The 18,936-nt window shown below is 62.6% G+C and carries 22 protein-coding genes; 7 read left to right on the top strand and 15 right to left on the bottom strand.

The features are described from left to right. Nucleotides 1-28: 28 nt before the first annotated feature. Nucleotides 29-1,387 carry a glutamine synthetase family protein gene (locus tag HGO38_RS11330; protein WP_250955975.1) on the bottom strand — a complete coding sequence of 453 codons (1,359 nt, stop codon included), beginning with the start codon at nucleotides 1,385-1,387 and terminating at the stop codon, nucleotides 29-31. A 204-nt stretch (nucleotides 1,388-1,591) separates the two neighbouring features. On the opposite strand from HGO38_RS11330, the gene HGO38_RS11325 reads away from it, so the two are divergent. Next, nucleotides 1,592-2,962 carry an aspartate aminotransferase family protein gene (locus HGO38_RS11325; RefSeq protein ID WP_250955974.1) on the top strand — a complete coding sequence of 457 codons (1,371 nt, stop codon included), beginning with the start codon at nucleotides 1,592-1,594 and terminating at the stop codon, nucleotides 2,960-2,962. A gap of 70 nt (nucleotides 2,963-3,032) precedes the next feature. On the opposite strand, the gene HGO38_RS11320 is transcribed toward HGO38_RS11325, so the two are convergent. Next, on the bottom strand, nucleotides 3,033-3,794 hold the full coding sequence (locus HGO38_RS11320) for an SDR family NAD(P)-dependent oxidoreductase (RefSeq protein WP_250955973.1): 762 nt from the start codon (nucleotides 3,792-3,794) through the stop codon (nucleotides 3,033-3,035). 100 nt (nucleotides 3,795-3,894) lie between these two features. On the opposite strand from HGO38_RS11320, the gene HGO38_RS11315 reads away from it, so the two are divergent. After that, nucleotides 3,895-4,839 (top strand): LysR family transcriptional regulator, encoded by a 945-nt coding sequence (locus tag HGO38_RS11315; RefSeq protein WP_250955972.1) that lies wholly within the window; start codon nucleotides 3,895-3,897, stop codon nucleotides 4,837-4,839. Between the two features lie 19 nt (nucleotides 4,840-4,858). Here the strand turns inward: HGO38_RS11315 and HGO38_RS11310 are convergent, their stop codons facing one another. From HGO38_RS11310 to HGO38_RS11295, 4 genes are all read right to left on the bottom strand, one after another. Then, nucleotides 4,859-6,556: a methyl-accepting chemotaxis protein gene (locus HGO38_RS11310; protein ID WP_250955971.1), complete on the bottom strand. Its 1,698-nt coding sequence runs from the start codon at nucleotides 6,554-6,556 to the stop codon at nucleotides 4,859-4,861. A 210-nt stretch (nucleotides 6,557-6,766) separates the two neighbouring features. Further along, the gene (locus HGO38_RS11305; protein WP_250955970.1) at nucleotides 6,767-7,543 is read right to left on the bottom strand and encodes an SDR family NAD(P)-dependent oxidoreductase; all 777 of its coding nucleotides are present in this window, start codon (nucleotides 7,541-7,543) and stop codon (nucleotides 6,767-6,769) included. 109 nt (nucleotides 7,544-7,652) lie between these two features. Next, nucleotides 7,653-7,940 (bottom strand): DUF2218 domain-containing protein, encoded by a 288-nt coding sequence (locus HGO38_RS11300; RefSeq protein ID WP_250955969.1) that lies wholly within the window; start codon nucleotides 7,938-7,940, stop codon nucleotides 7,653-7,655. 1 nt (nucleotide 7,941) lies between these two features. Continuing rightward, nucleotides 7,942-8,541 carry a PadR family transcriptional regulator gene (locus HGO38_RS11295; RefSeq protein ID WP_250955968.1) on the bottom strand — a complete coding sequence of 200 codons (600 nt, stop codon included), beginning with the start codon at nucleotides 8,539-8,541 and terminating at the stop codon, nucleotides 7,942-7,944. A 158-nt stretch (nucleotides 8,542-8,699) separates the two neighbouring features. Here HGO38_RS11295 and HGO38_RS11290 point away from each other — a divergent pair, with 158 nt between their 5' ends. Then, entirely contained in the window at nucleotides 8,700-9,173 is a 474-nt protein-coding gene (locus tag HGO38_RS11290) for an OsmC family protein (RefSeq protein WP_250955967.1), read from the top strand. A gap of 297 nt (nucleotides 9,174-9,470) precedes the next feature. On the opposite strand, the gene HGO38_RS11285 is transcribed toward HGO38_RS11290, so the two are convergent. From HGO38_RS11285 to HGO38_RS11265, 5 genes are all read right to left on the bottom strand, one after another. Continuing rightward, nucleotides 9,471-10,016, bottom strand: coding sequence for a YjaZ family protein (locus tag HGO38_RS11285; protein ID WP_250955966.1), 546 nt, complete (start codon nucleotides 10,014-10,016; stop codon nucleotides 9,471-9,473). A 187-nt stretch (nucleotides 10,017-10,203) separates the two neighbouring features. Continuing rightward, the gene (locus HGO38_RS11280) at nucleotides 10,204-11,706 is read right to left on the bottom strand and encodes an AMP nucleosidase (RefSeq protein ID WP_250955965.1); all 1,503 of its coding nucleotides are present in this window, start codon (nucleotides 11,704-11,706) and stop codon (nucleotides 10,204-10,206) included. Nucleotides 11,707-11,810: 104 nt separating this feature from the next. After that, nucleotides 11,811-11,987 carry a hypothetical protein gene (locus HGO38_RS11275; RefSeq protein ID WP_250955964.1) on the bottom strand — a complete coding sequence of 59 codons (177 nt, stop codon included), beginning with the start codon at nucleotides 11,985-11,987 and terminating at the stop codon, nucleotides 11,811-11,813. Nucleotides 11,988-12,007: 20 nt separating this feature from the next. After that, nucleotides 12,008-12,178, bottom strand: coding sequence for a hypothetical protein (locus tag HGO38_RS11270; protein WP_250955963.1), 171 nt, complete (start codon nucleotides 12,176-12,178; stop codon nucleotides 12,008-12,010). Nucleotides 12,179-12,296: 118 nt separating this feature from the next. After that, complete coding sequence (locus HGO38_RS11265; RefSeq protein ID WP_250955962.1) at nucleotides 12,297-13,190, bottom strand: LysR family transcriptional regulator; 894 nt, start codon at nucleotides 13,188-13,190, stop codon at nucleotides 12,297-12,299. A gap of 101 nt (nucleotides 13,191-13,291) precedes the next feature. On the opposite strand from HGO38_RS11265, the gene HGO38_RS11260 reads away from it, so the two are divergent. Together HGO38_RS11260 and HGO38_RS11255 are read left to right on the top strand one after the other, a co-directional pair. Then, a complete protein-coding gene (locus HGO38_RS11260; protein WP_250955961.1) occupies nucleotides 13,292-14,032 on the top strand; it encodes an SDR family oxidoreductase in 741 nt (246 codons plus the stop codon). 48 nt (nucleotides 14,033-14,080) lie between these two features. Then, nucleotides 14,081-14,299: a tautomerase family protein gene (locus HGO38_RS11255; protein WP_250955960.1), complete on the top strand. Its 219-nt coding sequence runs from the start codon at nucleotides 14,081-14,083 to the stop codon at nucleotides 14,297-14,299. 87 nt (nucleotides 14,300-14,386) lie between these two features. On the opposite strand, the gene HGO38_RS11250 is transcribed toward HGO38_RS11255, so the two are convergent. Continuing rightward, nucleotides 14,387-14,722 carry a DUF2147 domain-containing protein gene (locus HGO38_RS11250; RefSeq protein ID WP_250955959.1) on the bottom strand — a complete coding sequence of 112 codons (336 nt, stop codon included), beginning with the start codon at nucleotides 14,720-14,722 and terminating at the stop codon, nucleotides 14,387-14,389. Nucleotides 14,723-15,254: 532 nt separating this feature from the next. Between HGO38_RS11250 and HGO38_RS11245 the strand changes: the two genes are divergently transcribed. Next, nucleotides 15,255-15,521 (top strand): SEL1-like repeat protein, encoded by a 267-nt coding sequence (locus tag HGO38_RS11245; RefSeq protein WP_250955958.1) that lies wholly within the window; start codon nucleotides 15,255-15,257, stop codon nucleotides 15,519-15,521. 274 nt (nucleotides 15,522-15,795) lie between these two features. Here HGO38_RS11245 and HGO38_RS11240 read toward each other — a convergent pair whose 3' ends face one another. After that, the gene (locus HGO38_RS11240; RefSeq protein WP_250955957.1) at nucleotides 15,796-16,905 is read right to left on the bottom strand and encodes a pyridoxal phosphate-dependent aminotransferase; all 1,110 of its coding nucleotides are present in this window, start codon (nucleotides 16,903-16,905) and stop codon (nucleotides 15,796-15,798) included. Between the two features lie 130 nt (nucleotides 16,906-17,035). After that, on the bottom strand, nucleotides 17,036-17,446 hold the full coding sequence (locus HGO38_RS11235) for a PilZ domain-containing protein (RefSeq protein WP_250955956.1): 411 nt from the start codon (nucleotides 17,444-17,446) through the stop codon (nucleotides 17,036-17,038). Between the two features lie 248 nt (nucleotides 17,447-17,694). On the opposite strand from HGO38_RS11235, the gene HGO38_RS11230 reads away from it, so the two are divergent. After that, on the top strand, nucleotides 17,695-18,153 hold the full coding sequence (locus HGO38_RS11230) for a baeRF12 domain-containing protein (RefSeq protein WP_250955955.1): 459 nt from the start codon (nucleotides 17,695-17,697) through the stop codon (nucleotides 18,151-18,153). 1 nt (nucleotide 18,154) lies between these two features. Here HGO38_RS11230 and HGO38_RS11225 read toward each other — a convergent pair whose 3' ends face one another. Further along, nucleotides 18,155-18,508 carry a hypothetical protein gene (locus HGO38_RS11225; protein WP_250955954.1) on the bottom strand — a complete coding sequence of 118 codons (354 nt, stop codon included), beginning with the start codon at nucleotides 18,506-18,508 and terminating at the stop codon, nucleotides 18,155-18,157. Between the last annotated feature and the right edge of the window lie 428 nt (nucleotides 18,509-18,936).

Raw genomic sequence — 18,936 nt, 5'->3', positions numbered from 1 at the left:
CGGTAAAAATCGAGGCTGTTGATATCCTCTAGATCCGCGCCAGATAGGTCTGGTAATCGAAGTCGGATACGGTCCTCAGATAAGTGATCGCTTCCTTGCGCTTGGTGTCGCCATAGAGCTTGCGATAGCGGATGTCGAAGATATCGGCGATAAAATCCGACGCCCGGAACAGCTCGACCGCGGTCAGGAAGTCGTGGGTCAGCATATCAGGGTTTTCCGGAGCGCTGTCCGGCGTCGTCACCGGACCCGGATCCAGCACCTCGTCCAGCCCCAGCAGCATGCCGCCGAGAATGGCCGCCAGCAGCAGATGCGGATTGGCGTCGGCGCCGGCAACACGGTGCTCGATGCGGGCGGCCGGGCCGTCCTTGTCGGGAATGCGGATCGCCGTGCCGCGATTGCCAAAGCCCCAATCGGCCTTGTCAGGCGCAAACGAACCCGGCTGGAAGCGGCGATAGGAATTGGCAAACGGCGCGAAGATCAATTGCGCCTCGCGCATAGTCTTCAGCATGCCGGCGGTCACCGATTTCAGCTTGACCGGATCGCCGCCCTTGGCGTCGAGGATATTGTTACCGTCGCGGTCGAGGATGCTGGCATGCACATGCAGGCCGGAGCCCGCCTGGTCGCCATAGGGTTTTGCCATGCAGGTGGATTTCAGCCCGTGGCGGCGGGCGGCGAAATCGACGACGCGCTTGAGATAAACGCAGTCATCGGCCGCCGCCAGCGCATCCGGCTTGTGCAGGAGGTTGACCTCGAACTGGCCGGGGCCGAATTCCGCCGTCGTCGCGTCGGCCGGCAGGCCCATCGCATCGGCATACTGGCGTACGGTGTCGAGATAATCGGCCATCGCCGCCGTGGCGCTCATGTCGTAGAGCTGGAACCCGTTCGGCTGGCCGCGATAGGTCAGCGCCTTCGGCGGCATCGGCTTGCCCGTTTCGCGCCAGTCGTCCTCGACCACGTAGAATTCCAGCTCGGTGGCGACGACCGGCGTCAGGCCGCGCTCCTCGTAGCGCTTCAGTACATTGGCAAGGATCGCCCGCGGACACAGGAAATGCGGCGCGCCTTCCAGCGTGTGCATGGTGGCCATCACCTGCTTCGAACCCGCCGGCCCCCAGGGCATCGGCGCCAGCGAGTGTCTGTCCGGCACGCAGATGCCGTCGGGATCGCCAAGCGTCAGCGACAGGCCGGTAATGTCGTCATTGTCGTCGCCCCAGATGTCCAGCGACTGGGTCGAGGCCGGCAGGCGCACGGTGTTTTTCCAGACTTTCTCCTCGGCATGGATCGGGATCATCTTGCCGCGCAGGTCGCCGTTCATGCCGACCAGCAGCACTTCGATGCGCGCCGAAGGGTCGGCGGCGGGGTTGGCGGCGACCGGGGATGATGCTGTCATGGAAGGCGGCTTTCGCTGGAGGAACGAGGGGAGATTTGGCCGCAGGAAGCCGCGGATCGACGCCCTTGCCAAACGCATTTCGGAAGGTCATGTTCGTAGCCGATAATATTCCGCCTTTCAATCAGGCATGGAACAAGACCGGCGCGGGCGGCCTCTCCGGAGCCTGCCTGAGACGGGTCCTGTTCGCCCAAAAGGACAGCTGCCATGAACACGCTTGCCGTTGCTTCTTCCAATCTCGGTGCCATCGATGCGGCCCATCATCTGCATCCCTTCTCCAACATGAAGAAGCTCAATGCCGAAGGCACCAAGATCATCGAGCGTGCCGAGGGCATGCATATCTGGGATTCGACCGGCAAGCAGTATCTCGATGCCTTTGCGGGCCTGTGGTGCGTCAATGTCGGCTATGGCCGCAACTCGATCGCCGAAGCCGCCTACAAGCAGATGCAGGAACTGCCCTATTACAACACGTTTTTCGGCACCACCACGCCGCCGGCGACTTTGCTCGCCCAGAAGATCGCCAGCCAGACCGGCCCGACCCTGAACCACGTCTTTTTCACCAATTCCGGCTCCGAGGCCTCCGACACCTGGTTCCGCATGGTGCGGGTCTACTGGAAGGCGCTCGGCCATGAGACCAAGACGATGGTGATCGCCCGCAAGAATGCCTATCACGGCTCGACGGTGGCCGGCGCCTCGCTCGGCGGCATGAAATGGATGCACGAGCAGGGCAACCTGCCGATCGAGGGCATTGCCCATATCAACCAGCCCTATTGGTTTGCCGAGGGCGGCGACTTGTCACCGGCCGAATTCGGCCTGAAGGTCGCCCGCGAACTCGAAGAGAAGATCGACGAACTCGGCGAGGAAAATGTCGCGGCCTTCGTCGCCGAGCCGATCCAGGGCGCCGGCGGTGTCATCGTGCCGCCGGACACCTACTGGCCGGAAATCGTGCGCATCTGCAAGGCGCGCAACATCCTGCTGGTTTCCGACGAGGTAATCTGCGGCTTCGGCCGCCTCGGCTCGTGGTTCGGCCATCAGCACTACGGTTTCGAGCCGGACCTGGCGCCGATCGCCAAGGGCCTGTCGTCCGGCTATCTGCCGATCGGCGGCGTGCTGGTCTCCGATCGCGTCGCCGATGTGATGCGCGAAGAGGTCGGCGATTTCTATCACGGCTATACCTATTCCGGTCACCCGGTCTGTGCGGCCGCGGCACTGGAAAACATCCGCATCCTCGAGGAGGAAAAGCTGGTCGAGCGCGTGCGCGACGATATCGGCCCCTATTTCAATGAGGCCTGGGCGTCGCTGGCCGATCACGAAGTGGTCGGCGAAGCCGTCAGCGTCGGCCTGATGGGCGCCGTGCAGCTGTCGCCCGACAAGGCAAAGCGCAGCCGCTATGCCAAGCCCGACGATGTCGGCACGATGGTGCGCAACCAGTGCGTTTCAAACGGCGTCATCCTGCGCGCCACCGGCGACCGCATGCTGGCCTCCCCGCCGCTGATCATCTCGCGCGCGGAAGTCGACCAGACGGTCGAGGTGCTGCGCAAGGGGCTGGATTTCCTGCGCGACAATCCGCAGGCGTAATGATGGTGCCACGCGGCGATGCCAGGTCATGGCGCCTCGCACGTCGCCATGACCTGGTCCGCTCGACGCTCTAGGGCCGGATGCCGCCGATCGTATAGCCGCCATCGACGGTGATGTCCTGACCGGTCACGAAACCGGAATCCTTCGAAAGCAACCAGGCGACCGTCCCGGCGACATCGTCCGGCGTGCCATTGCGGCCCAGCGGCGTGTGGGCTGCAAGCCGTGCGGCAAAGGCGGGGTCGATGACGTCGTCGGCCATGGGCGTCAGGATGATGCCGGGATTGATGGCATTCACCCGGATGTTGCGCGGCCCCTGTTCCACCGCCAGCGTGCGCATCATCGCCAGCAGCGCGCCTTTCGTTGCCGCATAGGCACCGGCGCCGGGCATCACTCCGGCCGCGGTCCACGATGCGTTTATCAGGATGCTGCCGCCGTCCAGGAACGGCAGGCAGTGCTTGATGGTGAAGAAGGTGCCGCGCAGGTTGGTGTCGATCAACAGGTCGAATTCCTCCGCCTCGACGGCGGACAGCGGCTTGAAATCGCCGAGCACGCCGGCATTGGCGAACAATCCGTCCAGTCGCTTGAAGCGGGCGATCGCCTCGGCGACGGCGGCGCCAACCGCATCGCTGTCGGCAATGTCGCAAGGGATCGCCATCGCCACGCCGCCGGCCGCTTCGATCTCCGCGCACAGTTGATGGATCGGCTCGCGGCGCCGTCCGAGCAGCACGAGCCGCGCGCCTTCCGTGGCGAGCCGAAGGGCGGCGGCGCGGCCCATGCCCGTTCCGGCGCCGCTGATGAGGACGGTTCTGTCGTGAAATCGTGTCTGTGCCATCTGTCTGTCCTTGAGCGAATTCGCAAGGGCAGTGGTAATTCAATTTCAAATGGATGATAATTGGCGAAAATATCGATTCATCCGAAAGTAAAACCATCAAATGAACCTGTTTCACGCCATGGAGGTTTTCGTCACGACGGTGCGGGAAGGCTCGATGAGTGCCGCGGCCGCACGGCTGGGCCTGTCGCCGGCGATGGTCGGGCAGCATGTCGCGGCGCTGGAAGAGCGGCTCGGCACCCGCCTCCTCAACCGGACGACGCGCCGGCAGAGTCTGACCGATTTCGGAATGAGCTATGTCGAGCAATGCCGGGAGATTCTCGATCGCGTCGCCGTCGCCGACCTTGATGCCGAAGCAGCGCAGACCAAGCCGCGTGGCAAGCTGAGGGTGACGGCGCCGACCACCTTCGGGGCGGAGGTGCTGATGCCGGCGATGCGCCGCTATCGGGCGCTGGCCCCGGAGGTGACGCTGGACATCACCTTGACCGATCGCAACGTCGATATCGTCGAGGAGGGCTTCGATATCGCCTTTCGCATCGGCGATCTTGCGGACAGCCGGCTGATCGCCCGCGGGCTGGCGCCCTACCGCATGATGATCTGCGCGACGCCGGACTATCTGGCCGCAAGCGGGACTCCTTCCCATCCGCGCGACCTTTCCGGCCACGACGCCGTCGGCTTTGCGCCGGCGGCGCGCGCGCCGTGGCGGCTATCGAGACAGGAGGAGGTGGTGGAGGTCACGCCGAAAATACCGATCACCGTCAACACTGGCCAGGCGGTGCGCACCGCCGCGCTTGCCGGCCTCGGCGTGATCCTGCAGCCGGCCATTCTGCTGGCGGCCGACGTGCAGGCCGGCCGCCTTGTCCAGCTTTTTCCCGACTGGCAATTGCGCGAACGGCCGATGTCGCTGATTTACCACCGCGACCGGCGCATGACGCCCCGTCTGCGCAGCATCATCGCCTTTGCCATGGCTGAATTCGGTGCTGAGAAGGAACAACAGGCGTCCCTTAGCGCAGGCTGCAGCGAACAGACTGCCGCCGCTTCCGTCTGACAGGCTCCCGATCTCTTGTCTAGGCGGCCGTCGAGTATGGCCTGCGGCTTTGCTGGCCTCTTGAGCTCTGGCCGGACACCTTGAACTTGGCGATCAGCTCCTCAAGCGAAGCGGCTTCCGAGGCCAGCGTCTGGGATGCAGCATTGGCCTCCTCGACGGTGGAGGCGTTTCGCTGCGTTGCCTGATCGAGCGCGTTGATGGAGGCATTGATCTCGCCGATGCCGAGCGACTGCTCGCGTGCCGCCACCGAGATCGCACCGACATTGTCGTCGACCTTTTTCACCTGGTCGACAATTTCCCGCAGCGCGTCGCCGGTCTCGTTGACCAGCGCAACACCGCGCGAGACGGAGCCGGCCGAGGTCGCGATCAGGGTCTTGATGTCCTTGGCCGCACTGGCCGAGCGCTGCGCCAGTTCGCGCACTTCCTGGGCGACGACGGCAAAGCCCTTGCCGGCTTCCCCCGCCCGTGCGGCCTCGACGCCGGCATTGAGCGCCAGCAGGTTCGTCTGGAAGGCGATCTCGTCGATCACGCCGATGATATTCTCGATCTCCTTCGACGAAGCCTTGATCTGGTCCATGGCGGCGGTCGCCTTCATGACGATGTCGCCGGAGGCTTCGGCTCCGGCGCGGGTTGCTGCCACCAGCTTGGTGGCTTCGGCGGCCCGCTGGCTCGAATCCTTGACTGTCGTGGTGATCTCCTCCAGGGCGGCGGCGGTCTCTTCGACGGAAGCCGCCTGCTGCTCGGCATTCTTGGCAATATCGTTCGAGACGGAATTGATCAGCTGCGCATTGTTGGCCAGCGTTTCGGCGGAATGCTTGATCGCCGTCACGGTCTCTTCAAGCGCCCGTGCTGCCTGATTGAAGTCAAGCCGGACCTGTTCGAGGGCTGGATCGATGCCTGCGCCGATCTCGATGGTCAGGTCGCCCTCTGCCAGGCCGCCGATTGCCTTGCCGATCTTCTCGACCGCATTCATGCGGGCGGTGATATCGGTTGCCACCTTGATGATCTTGTAGACGGTTCCGCGTGAGTTGAGGACCGGCGTATAGGCCGCCTGGATCCAGACCCTGCGGCCGCCCTTGCCGATACGGACGAAATTGTCGGCGACGAATTCGCCGGCACGCAGCCGATCCCAGAGCCGGGCATAGTCGGGCGACGTGACATAGGCGGGGTCGCAGAACATCCGGTGATGCTGGCCGGCAATCTCCGCTGCGCTATAGCCCATCGCCGTCAGGAAATTCTGGTTGGCCTTGAAGATCGAGCCATCCGGCTCGAACTCGATGATCGCCTGCGATTGGTCGATGGCCCGGATCCGGTTGCCGTCGTCCAGCGCCTCGATCTTGGATGTGTTGATGTCGGTGGCGATCTTGAGGATGGGCACCACCTTGCCGCCATGGATCACAGGGTTGTAGCTCGCTTCGATCCAGATATCGTCGCCTTCCTTCGTCTGGCGGCGGAACTGACCCTGCTGGAATTTGCCGCTGGCCAGATCGGCCCAGAACCGGGCGTAATCCGGCGCGTTGCGGATTGCCTCCTCGCAGAACATCCGGTGATGTTTGCCGGTGATCTCCTGCGGCGAATAATGCAGGGTCTTGCAGAAATTCTCGTTGGCCCGCAGGACGGTGCCGTCCGGCGTGAACCAGATCATCGCCTGCGACCGGGACAGCGCCTCCATGTCTTCATCGAGACGTCCGGCATTGAAAAAACTCTTGATCGACATGGTGGGCCCTCTTTTATCCCAACGCCCACGATAAAATACATGTATTATTAAATTATAAAATTCACATGAAGATTGCAGTCGAGAGTTGGAGTATGAAGGATACGCCGTTCTTGTTGCTCCAAACGCGAAAGATCGGCGAGATTGGTCGAGTTAGGCTCACCACGCTCCAGGCTGAACATGCCGGCCCGGAGCGTTGGTCCTGCCGAGGCCTCACGGCATGAACTGGCCGCCGTTCACGTCGATCGTCTGGCCGGTGATGTAGCCGGCCAGCTGGCGGGAGGCGAGGAAGAGATAGGCGCCGACGCAATCCTCCGACGTGCCGGCCCGCTTCAACGGCACGGCCGCGGCGACCTGCTCCATCTGGCCGGGCAGGGCATACTGGTCCTGGAACGGCGTCGCGATGAAGCCGGGCGCCACGGCGTTGACGCGGACATCATATTTGCCGAATTCCAGCGCCATGCCCTTGGTCACCGCGCCGACAAAAGCCTTGGACGAGCCATAGACGCCGGAGCCGGCGGTGCCACCGGTGCGGGCCGCCACCGAGGTGGTGTTGATGATGAAGCCACCCTGCTTTTTCAAATACGGCAGGGCGGCATGGCTCGCCGACAGCACCGAGCGGGCATTGACGTCCATCACCTTGTCGTAATGGGCATCCGTCATGTCTTCATAAAGCACGCGGGCGATCATGCTGCCGGCATTGTTGATCAACCCATCGAGCCGGCCGAAGGCCTGGGCCAGCCGGTCGACAGCAGTCGCCATCGCCCTGGAGTCGGTGGCATCCGCCTTGAGCGTCATGACCTTGCCCCCCGAAGCGGTGATTTCCTGGGCGATCGCCTCGGCCTCTTCGGCTTTCGAATTGTAATGCAGCCCGACCAGCGCGCCCTGGGCCGCAAACGCCCGCGCCAATGCCGCGCCGATGCCGCTTGAGGCGCCGGTGATGAGCACGGCCTTGCCGGAAAGATCGGGGATGATGAGCGTGTCGGTCATGGCAGACGTCCTCCTGTTGTCCGACAAGTTTAGACCGCTTATGTCCTTGCTTGGCAAGATCGGTCTGGAACTGCCCGCTTCACGATAGGCGAAGCGGGCAGCTCATGTGTCACGCCGCTGTCCACGCAAACGGCAGCGGCGCCTCGCGGAAAGCGAAGCGGTCGAGATGGCTCGACACCACGCCCTGCATGCGCTCCAGAACCTCCGGTGACGCAGCCTCGATGACCACGGTCAGGGCCGCGTCATCGGCCGACATCTCGGCGACGGCTTCCGCGAAGCGCACGGTGGAGCGGTTGTCGCCGAGCTCCACCTGAAGCTTGTGGCTCCAGTGCTTGCAGAGCTGCTGCACATATTTCCAGCCGTGTTCAGTGGCGATGGTGGCTGTTGTCTTGGTCATGTCAGAGCCTTTCGATCTTGCTGGCGGCCTCATCCAGGATCCGTGCCACATCGAGCTGGATGTCGCGCGTCACATTGTCTTGCGACAGCCGCTCCTGCAGGGCGGATTTCAGATTGTGCATGGCCCGGCGCACCGGGGCGGCATCCGTCTGTTCGCTGACCTTGGCGAGAGCCGTCAGCCGCGCCATGGCAATGGCAACCTCGTCGGCCCGCTCAAGGAGATGCTGGCGCCCGGCCTCGCTGATCGCCAGCAGCTTGCGCGGACCCTCGCTGATCTGCTCCTCGGCCAGCCCCATGTCGATCAGAAGCGTCATGGTCGGGTAGACCACGCCGGGGCTCGGCGCATAGGCGCCGCCGGACCGGCTCTCGATCTCGCGGATCAGGTCGTAGCCATGGCGCGGCTGTTCCTCGATCAGCTTCAAGAGCACGAGGCGCAGCTCGCCGGTCTCGAACATGCGCCGGCGTTCGCCGCCATGCCCGCCAGGGCCGCGCCCCCCGTCAAATCGGCCACGCGGACCGCCACCAAAGCCGCGTTCCTTCATCGCCTGCCAGAACCCGCGGCCTTCATGGTGGCCGCAACCTTCGGAATGCATATGTCTCATCTGTTGTCTCTTTCGTCGGTTGAACTGTATCTAAGATATATCTTAGAGCTGTCGATGCAAGAGGGGCGGCGAATTTTTTTGACTCGACCATGGCGACGCCAGCCTTGCTTCGTCCTATGGTCGATCAAAGAAGACTCGCGGCAAGGAGATCAAAAGGCATGACCGAGCACAGACACGAATATCGGGTAACGGTGACATGGGCCGGCAATCAGGGCAGCGGCACATCAGGCTACCGCGCCTATGGCCGCGACCATGTGATTTCCGCCGCCGGCAAGCCGGATATTGCAGGCTCGTCCGATCCGGCCTTTCGCGGCGATGCCAGCCGCTGGAACCCCGAAGACCTGTTCCTGGCTTCGCTCTCGGCCTGTCACAAGCTCTGGTATCTGCACCTCTGCGCCGTCTCGGGCGTCGTCGTCACGGCCTATGAGGATCATGCCGAAGGCACGATGATCATGGATGCCGACGGTATCGGCCGCTTCACCGACGTTCTCTTGAAGCCCAAGGTTACAATCAAAACCGGCACCTACCCCCAGATCGCCGCCGAACTGCACGCCGAGGCCCATGAGAAATGCTTCATCGCCAATTCGGTGAATTTCCCGGTGCGCTGCGAGGCGGTGATTGTGGAGGCCTGAGGGGGGCTTTGGTGAGGTGATTACACGCCGTGCGGGGAGCAATTGATGTGGGGCAGGGAAGAGACGGTGTACCGAGGCATCGCACGGGTCTGTTGACCAAGAGACGGTACGTTGCCTTGACCTGCAGCCCTCCTTGCCCTATGTTCTGATCATCGGTGCAGATCGACTGAGGTCCTTACGGACCGATAGTGCCGAGGTCGCCAGGTCACTCTGGTCACTTGCTTATGGCTGTGGGCCTTCGGGTTTGACATTGTCGAGGATATATATGGGGGACCGGCGACGGTCCCCCACCTCATTTCAGAAGTAGGGTATCTGGTGCTTGGTCATATGCGCGACCATGCCGAAGGGGCATGAGCGTACCGTCTTGACCACGTTCGTCCGGACATAGGCACTCTCCACATGCATGTCTAGGAAGTGCAGGCTGGGGTCCTCCGGCTGCTCCGCCGAGTTCTTGACCCTGAAGAAGGCGCAGTACCTGTGCTGTGCGCCTCCCTCCGGAGGAAGGTAGAGTTCGAAGGTGGTCCAATTCTTATCATGGGTGAGCGAGACCTTCGAGGTGGGCCTCTCGAATAGGGCTCCCATCATGCGTACAAGCCTTTCCGTCTGGCCGTACCTATCCGGGCAGTAGACCCTGAGCTTGGGCGCGGTCTCGACCACATAGGCGTGTTCGGCCTGAACTTCGCCGTGGGCGAGCTCCCTTGAGTAACAATGGTTCGAGTACCGGAGCCACACCCTATAGGTCTGGTTCCCGATCGGGCTAGTCCAGTTGAAATCGGCGCTCGTCTGACCGAGGTGGCTGAGGTAGATCAGCGTGCCGTTGTAATGAAAATTCTCGTGCTGCATGTGTCGGGGCTGCCTGACGGGCCGGGGTGTCGCGCTTCCTACTTGCTATATAGCGACTTCGCACCCGGGATGCGTCGGATTTCGGCAAGGGTGATGCAGAGCGCATCATTCTGATGCCAGCCCCGTGCACCGAGATCGTCTTTACTTAGGCCCTACAAAACCAGCGCCAGCCCCGCAACATCCCCCCTTACTGAAACGCCGTCTCGTAAAAACTGCGCAGCTTGCGCGAATGCAACCTCTCGGGCGGCATTTCGGCGAGTTTCTGCAGGGCGCGGATGCCGATCTGCAGGTGCTGGCTGACCTGGGTCTTGTAGAAGGCGCTGGCCATGCCGGGCAGTTTCAGCTCGCCATGCAGCGGCTTGTCGGAGACGCAAAGCAGCGTGCCATAGGGCACGCGGAAGCGGAAACCGTTGGCAGCGATGGTGGCCGATTCCATGTCGAGCGCGATGGCGCGCGACTGCGAAAGCCGCTTGACCGGGCCGCGCTGGTCGCGCAGTTCCCAGTTGCGGTTGTCGATGGTGGCCACCGTGCCGGTGCGCATGATGCGCTTCAGCTCGAAGCCCTCGTAGCCGGTGATTTCCTCGACCGCGTCTTCCAGCGCCAGCTGCACTTCGGCCAAAGCCGGGATCGGCACCCAGACCGGCAGGTCGTCGTCGAGCACATGGTCTTCGCGCACATAGGCATGCGCCAGCACATAGTCGCCGAGCCGCTGGCTGTTGCGCAAGCCCGCGCAATGGCCGAGCATCAGCCAGGCATGCGGGCGCAGCACGGCGATATGGTCGGTGATCGTCTTGGCATTGGACGGGCCGACGCCGATATTGACCATGGTGATGCCGGCATGGCCATCCTTCTTCAGGTGATAGGCCGGCATCTGCGGCAGGCGACCGAGCGACAGGGAGGAGTCCGGACCGTCGGCGCCGGCCGGCGTGATGATATTGCCGGGCTCGACAAAGGCGGTGTAACCGCCGCCGCCGTCGGCCATCAGATTGCGGGCATAGGCGCAGAATTCGTCGATATAGAACTGGTAATTGGTGAACAGCACGAAATTCTGGAAATGCGCCGCACTGGTCGCGGTATAATGCGACAGGCGGGCCAGCGAATAGTCGATGCGCTGCGCGGTGAACGGCGCCAGCGGCTGCGGCTCGCCGGGGCGTGGCTCGTATTCGCCATTGGCGATCTCGTCATCGGTGGTCGACAGGTCCGGCGTGTCGAACAGGTCGCGCAGCTGGATATCGGCCAGCCCATTCGACTCGGCTTCCACATGGGCGCCTTCGCCAAAGGCGAAATGCAGCGGAATGGGCGTTGAGGATTCCGACACGACGACCGGCACCTGGTGGTTGTCGATCAGCAGCGCCAATTGCTCGACCAGGTAATGGCGGAAGAAATGCGGCCGGGTAATGGTCGTGGTGTACATGCCCGGCGCCGTGACATGGCCGTAGGACAGGCGCGTGTCGGCATGTCCGAAGCTGGCCGTCTCGATGCTGACCTGCGGGTAGAAGGCCCGGTAGCGCCCCGCCGGCGAGGCGCCGCCGGCCAAGGCTTGAAAACCCTCGATCAGGTAGCGGGTATTGCGCTCGTAGAGTTCGGTGATGGCATCGACGGCCAGCGCCGCGTCGGTAAAGACGCGCGGCTCATAGGGCTCGGGGCCGAGGAAATTCAAAGGGGAGAGTGTCGAGATTCGCTTGTCCATGGGTCTTTATATAATGGTCTGTTTGACAAGCAAACGACGCGGCAGGGCCCGGACCGCTTTTTTGGGCATGGAGCGCCGGCGTTCGGCGACAGGCTTGCCGCCGTTCAGCTCAGCGACTGGCGCTGCAGGCTGACCAACAGAACCAGGCCGGCCCCCTGCTTGCTGACACCGTCTGGGCCTGTCTGGCTGAAGCCCAGCGCCGCCAGCGGGCCGAGCAGCAGGAACGCCATAAGCGCCACCCGCAGGGTGGAGGCAGCAGAGCCGAGGACGGATGCGGTCATGGCGGTCTCCTGTTTAAGTGTCAGAGTTGCACGGTGCAGAAGCTGCTGGCCGGATGCAGGCAAGGCGTCGCGGTGCCGTAATGCACACGCTTCGGCCCGCGACCGTCGGCGGTGACCAGGGCCGCGAAGCCCATGGCAAAGATCGCCATCGTCAGGGTGATGATTGTCAGTCTGCGCAGCACGATATCCATGATCTCAAGGCCCCCGCCGAAATTGTCATTCGATGCTGGTCTTATGGCAGGTACTGCCTGAACCCTGTCTGAGGCCCCGGTTCATCGGGCGTTCAGCAAGGCTGTTCGCAGCAGGCGCTCAGAGCCTTGCCTCGGCAAACACGGCTGATGCCCAGTCGAGAAAAACCCGGACGCGCGAGGCGAGTTGCCGGTTCTGCGGATAAAGTGCCGAGAGAGGGGTCGGCGGCGGCGGACACTGCGGCAGCACTTCGACCAGGGCGCCGGTCGCGAAATCGGCCGCCAGCCGATACCGCGGCGCCTGGATCAGGCCGAAGCCCAGCCTGGCGAGATCAGCCATGGTGTCGGAATTGTTGACCGTCAGCCGGCTCGGCAGGGTGACGAAGCGCGTCTGCCCTTCGACGAGGAATTCGAGCGGCATGGTTTCGCCGGTGCGTGACGAGACGAAGCCCACGCAGACATGGCCATGGAGATCGTCGATCGACGACGGCATGCCACACCTCTCGATATAGGCGGGGCTGGCGCAGGTCACCTCCTGGATGGTGGCAAGCCGCCGCACGATCATGCCGCTGTCGGCAAGCTCTCCGGCCCGGATCACGCAATCGATGCCCTCGCGCACCAGATCGACCACCCGGTCGCCCTGGCCGATATAAAGGTCGAGCAGCGGATAGCGATCCAGAAACTCCGGCAGTCGCGGCAGCAGGAAGGTGCGCGTCAGCAGCCCATGCGCATCAATGCGCAGCATGCCCTGCGGCTCAGCGTTGCGAAACACACTGTTGGCGTCCTCGACATCGGCAAGGATCGCCAGGCAGCGCTGGTAATAGGCCTGACCATCCAGCGTCGGCGTCACATGCCGCGTCGTGCGCTCCAGCAGCCGGGCGCCGACATCGGCCTCGAGCAGCTTGATCGCCTCCGTCGCCGTCGAGCGGGCGAGGCTGAGGTCCGCGGCGGCAGCCGTGAAACTGCGCCGTTCCACGACACGAACAAAGAGCTGCATGCGATCCAGGCGGTCCATGATCTTGTTCACCACAGCCGAATACTCTTGTCAAATATTGGCTGATTGTTTCGCCAGGGCGACAGGCCTATTTTCAGACCATCGACAGAAGGAGAGACATCATGACAGAGACAGTCGAACGCACAGCCATCGTTACCGGCGCGTCGAAAGGCATCGGCGCTGCCATCGCCAAACGCCTGGCCGCCGACGGTTTTGCCGTAGTGGTCAACTATTCAAGAGACGAGCAGCCGGCCCTCGACGTGGTCAGCGCCATCGAGGCGACGGGCGGACGTGCCATCGCGGTCAAGGCCGATATCGGCGCGGCCTCCGGCATGGCGGATCTGTTCGATGCTACAGAGCAGGCATTCGGCGCTGTCGATGTGCTGGTCAACAATGCCGGCATCATGACGCTCGGACCGATCGCGACGGTCGAGGATGTGGATTTCGAGCGGCAGGTCGCCATCAATCTCGGCGGCACGTTCCGCGGCATGCGGGAAGCGGCAAGGCGCCTGCGCGACGGCGGCCGCATCGTCAACTTTTCCTCCAGCGTCGTCGGCCTCTACCAGCCGGCCTATGGCGTCTATGCCGCCACCAAGGCGGCGGTCGAGGCCCTGACCCATATCCTCGCCAAGGAGCTTGGGCCCCGCGACATCACCGTCAATGCCGTGGCGCCGGGGCCGGTGGAAACCGATCTGTTCATGACCGGCAAATCCGAGGAGGTGCTGAAGACCATCATCGGCCTCAATCCGCGCAAGCGTCTCGGTCAGCCGGACGATATCGCCTCGGTCGTGTCCTTCCTCGCCGGGCCCGACAGCGGCTGGGTCAGCGGCCAGATCATCCGGGCCAATGGCGGCGTGATCTGATCGACGCACCGCGCCGATACGAATTTCATCAGCAACAGGAGATATCCAATGCCATTCGTCAACATCAAGACGCCGGAAGGCGCCCTGTCCAGGGCGCAGAAGGAAGAGATCGTCCACCGCACCACCGACATGCTGGTCGACTATTTCTCGGAAGCGGCACGGCCGCATACCATGGTCCTGATCGAGGAGGTCAAGGACGGCGGCTATGGCCGCGCCGACGAGGTCTTTGTGCTCCCGGCCGCCTATCGGGCGGACGCCGGCCTGTGACGTGAAAAGGCCGGCTGATGGGTCATCAGCCGGCCTTGATGGCGTTGCCGGTCCGGAAAGGGACGCGGCAGCGAATGGTTTTGTTGGCTACAGGCGCGTCCAGGTCTGCGACTTGCACAGCACCGCCAGCACGCAGCCCTTCATCTTCAGCGAATTGCCCGACACGCTGCCCGAGCCGCTATAGGTCTTGTCGGCGTCCGGATCGGTGATCTCGCCCTTGTAGCTGTCGCCGCTGCCGGCCATCTTGCCGATCTGCTTGCCGGCATGCTTGCCGGTTTTCAGCGTCACGCAGAAGCTGCCGCCGCAGGGCGCGATCTGCGCCGTGGCGCCGCTGGCCGTCTTCCAATTGCCTTCGATCGGCTCGGCCGCCTGCGCCGTTACGGTGCCAAGCGCCAGTATCGCCGCCAGTATCAGTGTCCGCATGTCGTCTTCTCCTCCCGATGTGGGCCTCGCTGAGGCCAGAGCCACGTTCCGTCCGGGCGCGCTTTTAAGCAAGCCGCGCCTCCCTCCGCCGGAACGCCTGAAAATTATCTTACGCGGACGTAAAGGTAAATAGGCTTTTCGCTCCGGCGCACCGCTCGCACGGCGGATTTTTTATGCCTGACGCGCCGGGAAATAAGGGGCGAGTGTTTTTCATGGTGAACGGTTGGTAAATCCGATGCCGTGAATCAATGGTAAAATTAACTCGAAAGTCCCTGACTTGCAGGGTCTGTCATGTTTAACAGAAATACAAGTTTACAAAGGGTTTTCACAGCGTTTTCAGCTAATTAATCATGCATTTTAAGCGCATTTTGACGGCCGGCTGGCATAGTGAAGTCATCAAACGAGCAGGGACAAACCCGCCGAACCGGACGGATCCAGACAAAGCCGCAGAAGACGGCCAGGAGCCTGAAGGAGCCTCAAAAGGGGCAAAACAGGGACAGTTTTAAACCGATAGGCAACAGGGACAAAACCGATGGCACGCTTTGAAATGCAACATTCCGAAATGGCCACCATGGGTGGCGAGGCCAAAGCCGACGTATTCTGCGACATGGGACTGATGTATGCGACCGGCCGCGGTTGCGATCAGGATCTGGTCTCGGCACACAAGTGGCTGAACATCGCCGCCATCAAGGGCTGCGACCGCGCCGCCGAGCTGCGCGCCGATCTGGCCCAGTCGATGAGCAAGTCCGATCTTGCCCTGGCCCTGCGTGCCGCCCGCGAATGGATGACCATGCACTGAGCGTGCCCAAAGCATGTCGCCCGAAAGTGGGTACCGGTTTCGGGATCACGACATGCGACAAGACAAAGAGCTAAAGCGTGACGAGCGCATCTGAAAGATCGCGAAACGCTTTAGCTATCGTCCGGGGACACCCCGGATCAACAGACCAAAAAGAACCCTGTGAGAGAGGGGAGAGTGGCGGGGGTCTTCTGGACGGGGCCGAAGCCAACACATGAGAACCGCGACCGGCAGGAACAAGGCCGGCGCGGTTCTTTTTATTGGGATTCCGGCCCGTTCAGAGCGCCTTCAGCACCTTTGGCAGAGCCGCCTCGAACAGGTCCATGTCCGCCGGCAGGCCGGTGCTTACCCTGATGCAGCGATTGAGCGGGGCAACGCCCGGCATGCGGATGAACACGCCATGGTCCATCAGCCCGTCGACCACGGCGCGGGCATAGACCTGATCGCGACCGCAATCGATGGCCACGAAATTGGTGGCCGAGGCAAGCGGGCTAAGGCCGTTGGCACGCGCAATGGCGCTGATCCGCTCGCGCGCCGCCTTGATCCGTTCGATGACATCGGTCAGATAGGCCTGGTCGGCAAGGGCTGCCAGCGCCGCTTCGGTCGACACCCGCACCATGCCGAAATGGTTGCGGATCTTGTCATAGGCCTTGACGGTTCCCGGCGTGCCGATGGCATAGCCGATGCGCGCTCCGGCCAGGCCATAGGCCTTGGAGAAGGTGCGCATGCGCAGAACGTTCGGCAGGTCGATCAGCGCGTCGATCGGCGGAACGCTGCCCTCTGGCGCCGTCTCGCAATAGGCCTCGTCCAGTACCAGCAGGCAGGTGTCGGGCAGGGCGCGCGCAAAAGCGGTGACGCTGTCTGCATCCCACCAGCTACCCATCGGATTGTCGGGATTGGCGAAATAGACCAGCGGTGCGTTTTCGCGAATGACGGCGGCCAGAAGCCCGTCGAGATCCTCGCGGTCATCGACATAAGGCAGCGTCACCAGCCGGCCGCCAAAGCCGTTGACATGGAAATTGAAGGTCGGATAGCCGCCGAACGAGGTGATGACCGGCAGGCCCGGATCAATCACCAGCCGCACGGTCAGCCCCAGCAGGTCATCCACCCCTTCGCCGACGGCAAAATTGTCCGGCGACAGGCCGAGATGGGCGGCCAGCGCCGTCTTCAGCGCATGGTTTTCCGGGTCGTTGTATTTCCAGATCTCGCCGGCTGTGTCGCGGATCGCGGCAAGCACGGAAGGGGCAGGGCCAAAGCCGCTTTCATTGGCGCCGATCCGTGCCTTGACCGCCAGATGGCGCTGGCGTTCGATGGCTTCCGGGCCGACAAAGGGAACGGTGGAGGGCAGGGCGCTGATCAGCGGCGTGAAGCGCGAGAAGGCGGACATCAATCGAATTTCCTGGGCCTGATTTCAAACGCGCCCACAATAGGTCGAAGCGGGCGCGACGCAAGGGCCGCTCTGGCGCTGAGGCGTCGCTGTGCCGAGGAATTTGGGCCGCAGTCGAGGGCCGGGCGTCTCAGCGTCGCTTGTCGCGGCCAAGCCCCTGCGGCACATTCTTGCCGCGCGCCACGATCTCGTCGTCCATGATAAAGTCGGCGCGCACGATGCGGCGCAGCAGATCTTCGGGGATCGGCATGATGAATTTCACGCCGACGCGATTGCCGTTGCGATAGATTTCCGCACAGCCGATGCGGTTGGCAAGGCCGATGACCTCAAGATAATAATGGCTGGACAGACCGTGGATCATCGACATTTCGAGGCCGGCGCCGCCGCGGGAAATGTCCTGGATCTCGCAGTTGCGCACCGAGACGCGCGTCAGGCAGGGGCTGACGGCCATGATCCGGGCCGGACGTTTGACGTGGAAACGTTCCCACCTGCGTTCGTACATTTCCGACTGCACAGTCGCCAAATGGGTTCCGGCGTGCATGGGCTCTCCTCTTGCGCGGCTGATCTCGCGTTTGATGCCACGATGACCGAAGTTTGTTCCCTTCCGGTCAATCGGATCGGTAAATTTTTACCGGCCTGCGAAGTTTCGAGGCTTCGATGCGGCGGGGCGTCACAGTTTGCCCGGCGGATTGATACAGGTCATGAAGAAACCTGAAAGCGCAGATAGGGTTGTTCCATCGTCTGCAGTCCGGCATTCGGCCGGACGCTGACCCTTCGCAAGGAGACGTCATGAACCGGAATACGATAGCCACCAAAGCCTGGGTGATCGTCTGCGATGGTGCCAAGGCGCTGTTTCTGCAGAATGTCGGCACCGCAAACGCCGTCAATTTGTCGGTCGTGGAGCAGATGAGCCAGCCCGACGAGGCGACGCGGGACCTGGGGACGGATCGTCCGGGTCGCGCCTTTCAATCGGAAGGGTCAGCGCGCAGCGCCATGGAAGAGACGGATTGGCACGAAAAGGCCGAGGCGGATTTCCTGCTGGCCGTTGCGGGCCGGCTCGCAGCACTTGTCGAGAATGGGGATATCCAGGATATGGTGCTCATCGCACCGCCAAAGGCCCTTGGCCTGCTGCGGCCAGCCCTTGGCGCCGGGATCAACAATGTCCTGCGCGCCGAGATCGCCAAGGACTATGTCAAGCTGCCGGTCGCCGACATCGAAAAGCACCTGGCGGCCTTGAGGGCCGCCTGAATTACTGGCTGAGCTCGAAGGACAGCCGCACCACATGGTGCAGGAATTCCGGATCGATCAGCATGTTGAAGCCGACGGTCACTCTCTCCGCTTCGCGGCGAATGTAGGTGCAGCCGATCTCGTCGTGAATGCCGAGGATCTCCAGGAAGAAATGATTGGGGATCGGCACATGCGGGCTGACCTCCAGATCCGCGCCATACAGCGAGATCTTGCGGATCAGGCAGCGCAGCGATGACTTGGTGCTCAGGTGATGGCCGACGAAAATGATCTTGCCGGGCCGATCAATCGCAAATTTCTCATAAATTTGGTCCTGTGGGATGTCTCTCTTGGCGTCTGGAATGAACTGCAAGGGCATCACACCCTCCTTTATTGCATTAGAGTGCCAATTTAGCGCAACTTTACTGATGTTTCCTGAACGGCTTCGATAAAATGCACAGACAGTGCGCCGGAACGTCGCATTTGTCGTGTCTTGGGCGGATCAGAGACGATTGTCTTTGGCTCCCGAGAGACATTTCTGGCGCCAACGGACGAAGCGCCTAATCCCGCCGCCGCGTGTCATGCAGAGGCGCGTGGCTCCCGTTCGTGTACGCGACGTTAACGCGCTCAAAGTTTTACCTAATTTTACACTCTCGTGACCCCATTTAACGTTGGTTCAGATAGCTTGCAGCCAGCAGCTTGGCACGGAGGCAGACGCCGATCCGGAGCAAAGCCGCTACTGGCGAGAGATCGTCAGCTGGGCCCTGCGAGTGCCGGTTGAAGCCCCAAGCTTACCCCCGGCTGGCA

It is taken from the genome of Rhizobium sp. CG5 (assembly GCF_023701945.1).
Taxonomy (GTDB): Bacteria; Pseudomonadota; Alphaproteobacteria; order Rhizobiales; family Rhizobiaceae; genus Allorhizobium.
Note: the sequence above shows the minus strand (reverse complement) of the source record. Positions and strands in the feature narration are given on the sequence as shown.

What these genes read in the sequence shown, in the direction of transcription:
- HGO38_RS11330 (WP_250955975.1), bottom strand. Translation starts at nt 1,387, where the DNA reads ATGACAGCATCATCCCCGGTCGCCGCCAACCCCGCCGCCGACCCTTCG.
- HGO38_RS11325 (WP_250955974.1), top strand. Translation starts at nt 1,592, where the DNA reads ATGAACACGCTTGCCGTTGCTTCTTCCAATCTCGGTGCCATCGATGCG.
- HGO38_RS11320 (WP_250955973.1), bottom strand. Translation starts at nt 3,794, where the DNA reads ATGGCACAGACACGATTTCACGACAGAACCGTCCTCATCAGCGGCGCC.
- HGO38_RS11315 (WP_250955972.1), top strand. Translation starts at nt 3,895, where the DNA reads ATGAACCTGTTTCACGCCATGGAGGTTTTCGTCACGACGGTGCGGGAA.
- HGO38_RS11310 (WP_250955971.1), bottom strand. Translation starts at nt 6,556, where the DNA reads ATGTCGATCAAGAGTTTTTTCAATGCCGGACGTCTCGATGAAGACATG.
- HGO38_RS11305 (WP_250955970.1), bottom strand. Translation starts at nt 7,543, where the DNA reads ATGACCGACACGCTCATCATCCCCGATCTTTCCGGCAAGGCCGTGCTC.
- HGO38_RS11300 (WP_250955969.1), bottom strand. Translation starts at nt 7,940, where the DNA reads ATGACCAAGACAACAGCCACCATCGCCACTGAACACGGCTGGAAATAT.
- HGO38_RS11295 (WP_250955968.1), bottom strand. Translation starts at nt 8,541, where the DNA reads ATGAGACATATGCATTCCGAAGGTTGCGGCCACCATGAAGGCCGCGGG.
- HGO38_RS11290 (WP_250955967.1), top strand. Translation starts at nt 8,700, where the DNA reads ATGACCGAGCACAGACACGAATATCGGGTAACGGTGACATGGGCCGGC.
- HGO38_RS11285 (WP_250955966.1), bottom strand. Translation starts at nt 10,016, where the DNA reads ATGCAGCACGAGAATTTTCATTACAACGGCACGCTGATCTACCTCAGC.
- HGO38_RS11280 (WP_250955965.1), bottom strand. Translation starts at nt 11,706, where the DNA reads ATGGACAAGCGAATCTCGACACTCTCCCCTTTGAATTTCCTCGGCCCC.
- HGO38_RS11275 (WP_250955964.1), bottom strand. Translation starts at nt 11,987, where the DNA reads ATGACCGCATCCGTCCTCGGCTCTGCTGCCTCCACCCTGCGGGTGGCG.
- HGO38_RS11270 (WP_250955963.1), bottom strand. Translation starts at nt 12,178, where the DNA reads ATGGATATCGTGCTGCGCAGACTGACAATCATCACCCTGACGATGGCG.
- HGO38_RS11265 (WP_250955962.1), bottom strand. Translation starts at nt 13,190, where the DNA reads ATGGACCGCCTGGATCGCATGCAGCTCTTTGTTCGTGTCGTGGAACGG.
- HGO38_RS11260 (WP_250955961.1), top strand. Translation starts at nt 13,292, where the DNA reads ATGACAGAGACAGTCGAACGCACAGCCATCGTTACCGGCGCGTCGAAA.
- HGO38_RS11255 (WP_250955960.1), top strand. Translation starts at nt 14,081, where the DNA reads ATGCCATTCGTCAACATCAAGACGCCGGAAGGCGCCCTGTCCAGGGCG.
- HGO38_RS11250 (WP_250955959.1), bottom strand. Translation starts at nt 14,722, where the DNA reads ATGCGGACACTGATACTGGCGGCGATACTGGCGCTTGGCACCGTAACG.
- HGO38_RS11245 (WP_250955958.1), top strand. Translation starts at nt 15,255, where the DNA reads ATGGCACGCTTTGAAATGCAACATTCCGAAATGGCCACCATGGGTGGC.
- HGO38_RS11240 (WP_250955957.1), bottom strand. Translation starts at nt 16,905, where the DNA reads ATGTCCGCCTTCTCGCGCTTCACGCCGCTGATCAGCGCCCTGCCCTCC.
- HGO38_RS11235 (WP_250955956.1), bottom strand. Translation starts at nt 17,446, where the DNA reads ATGCACGCCGGAACCCATTTGGCGACTGTGCAGTCGGAAATGTACGAA.
- HGO38_RS11230 (WP_250955955.1), top strand. Translation starts at nt 17,695, where the DNA reads ATGAACCGGAATACGATAGCCACCAAAGCCTGGGTGATCGTCTGCGAT.
- HGO38_RS11225 (WP_250955954.1), bottom strand. Translation starts at nt 18,508, where the DNA reads ATGCCCTTGCAGTTCATTCCAGACGCCAAGAGAGACATCCCACAGGAC.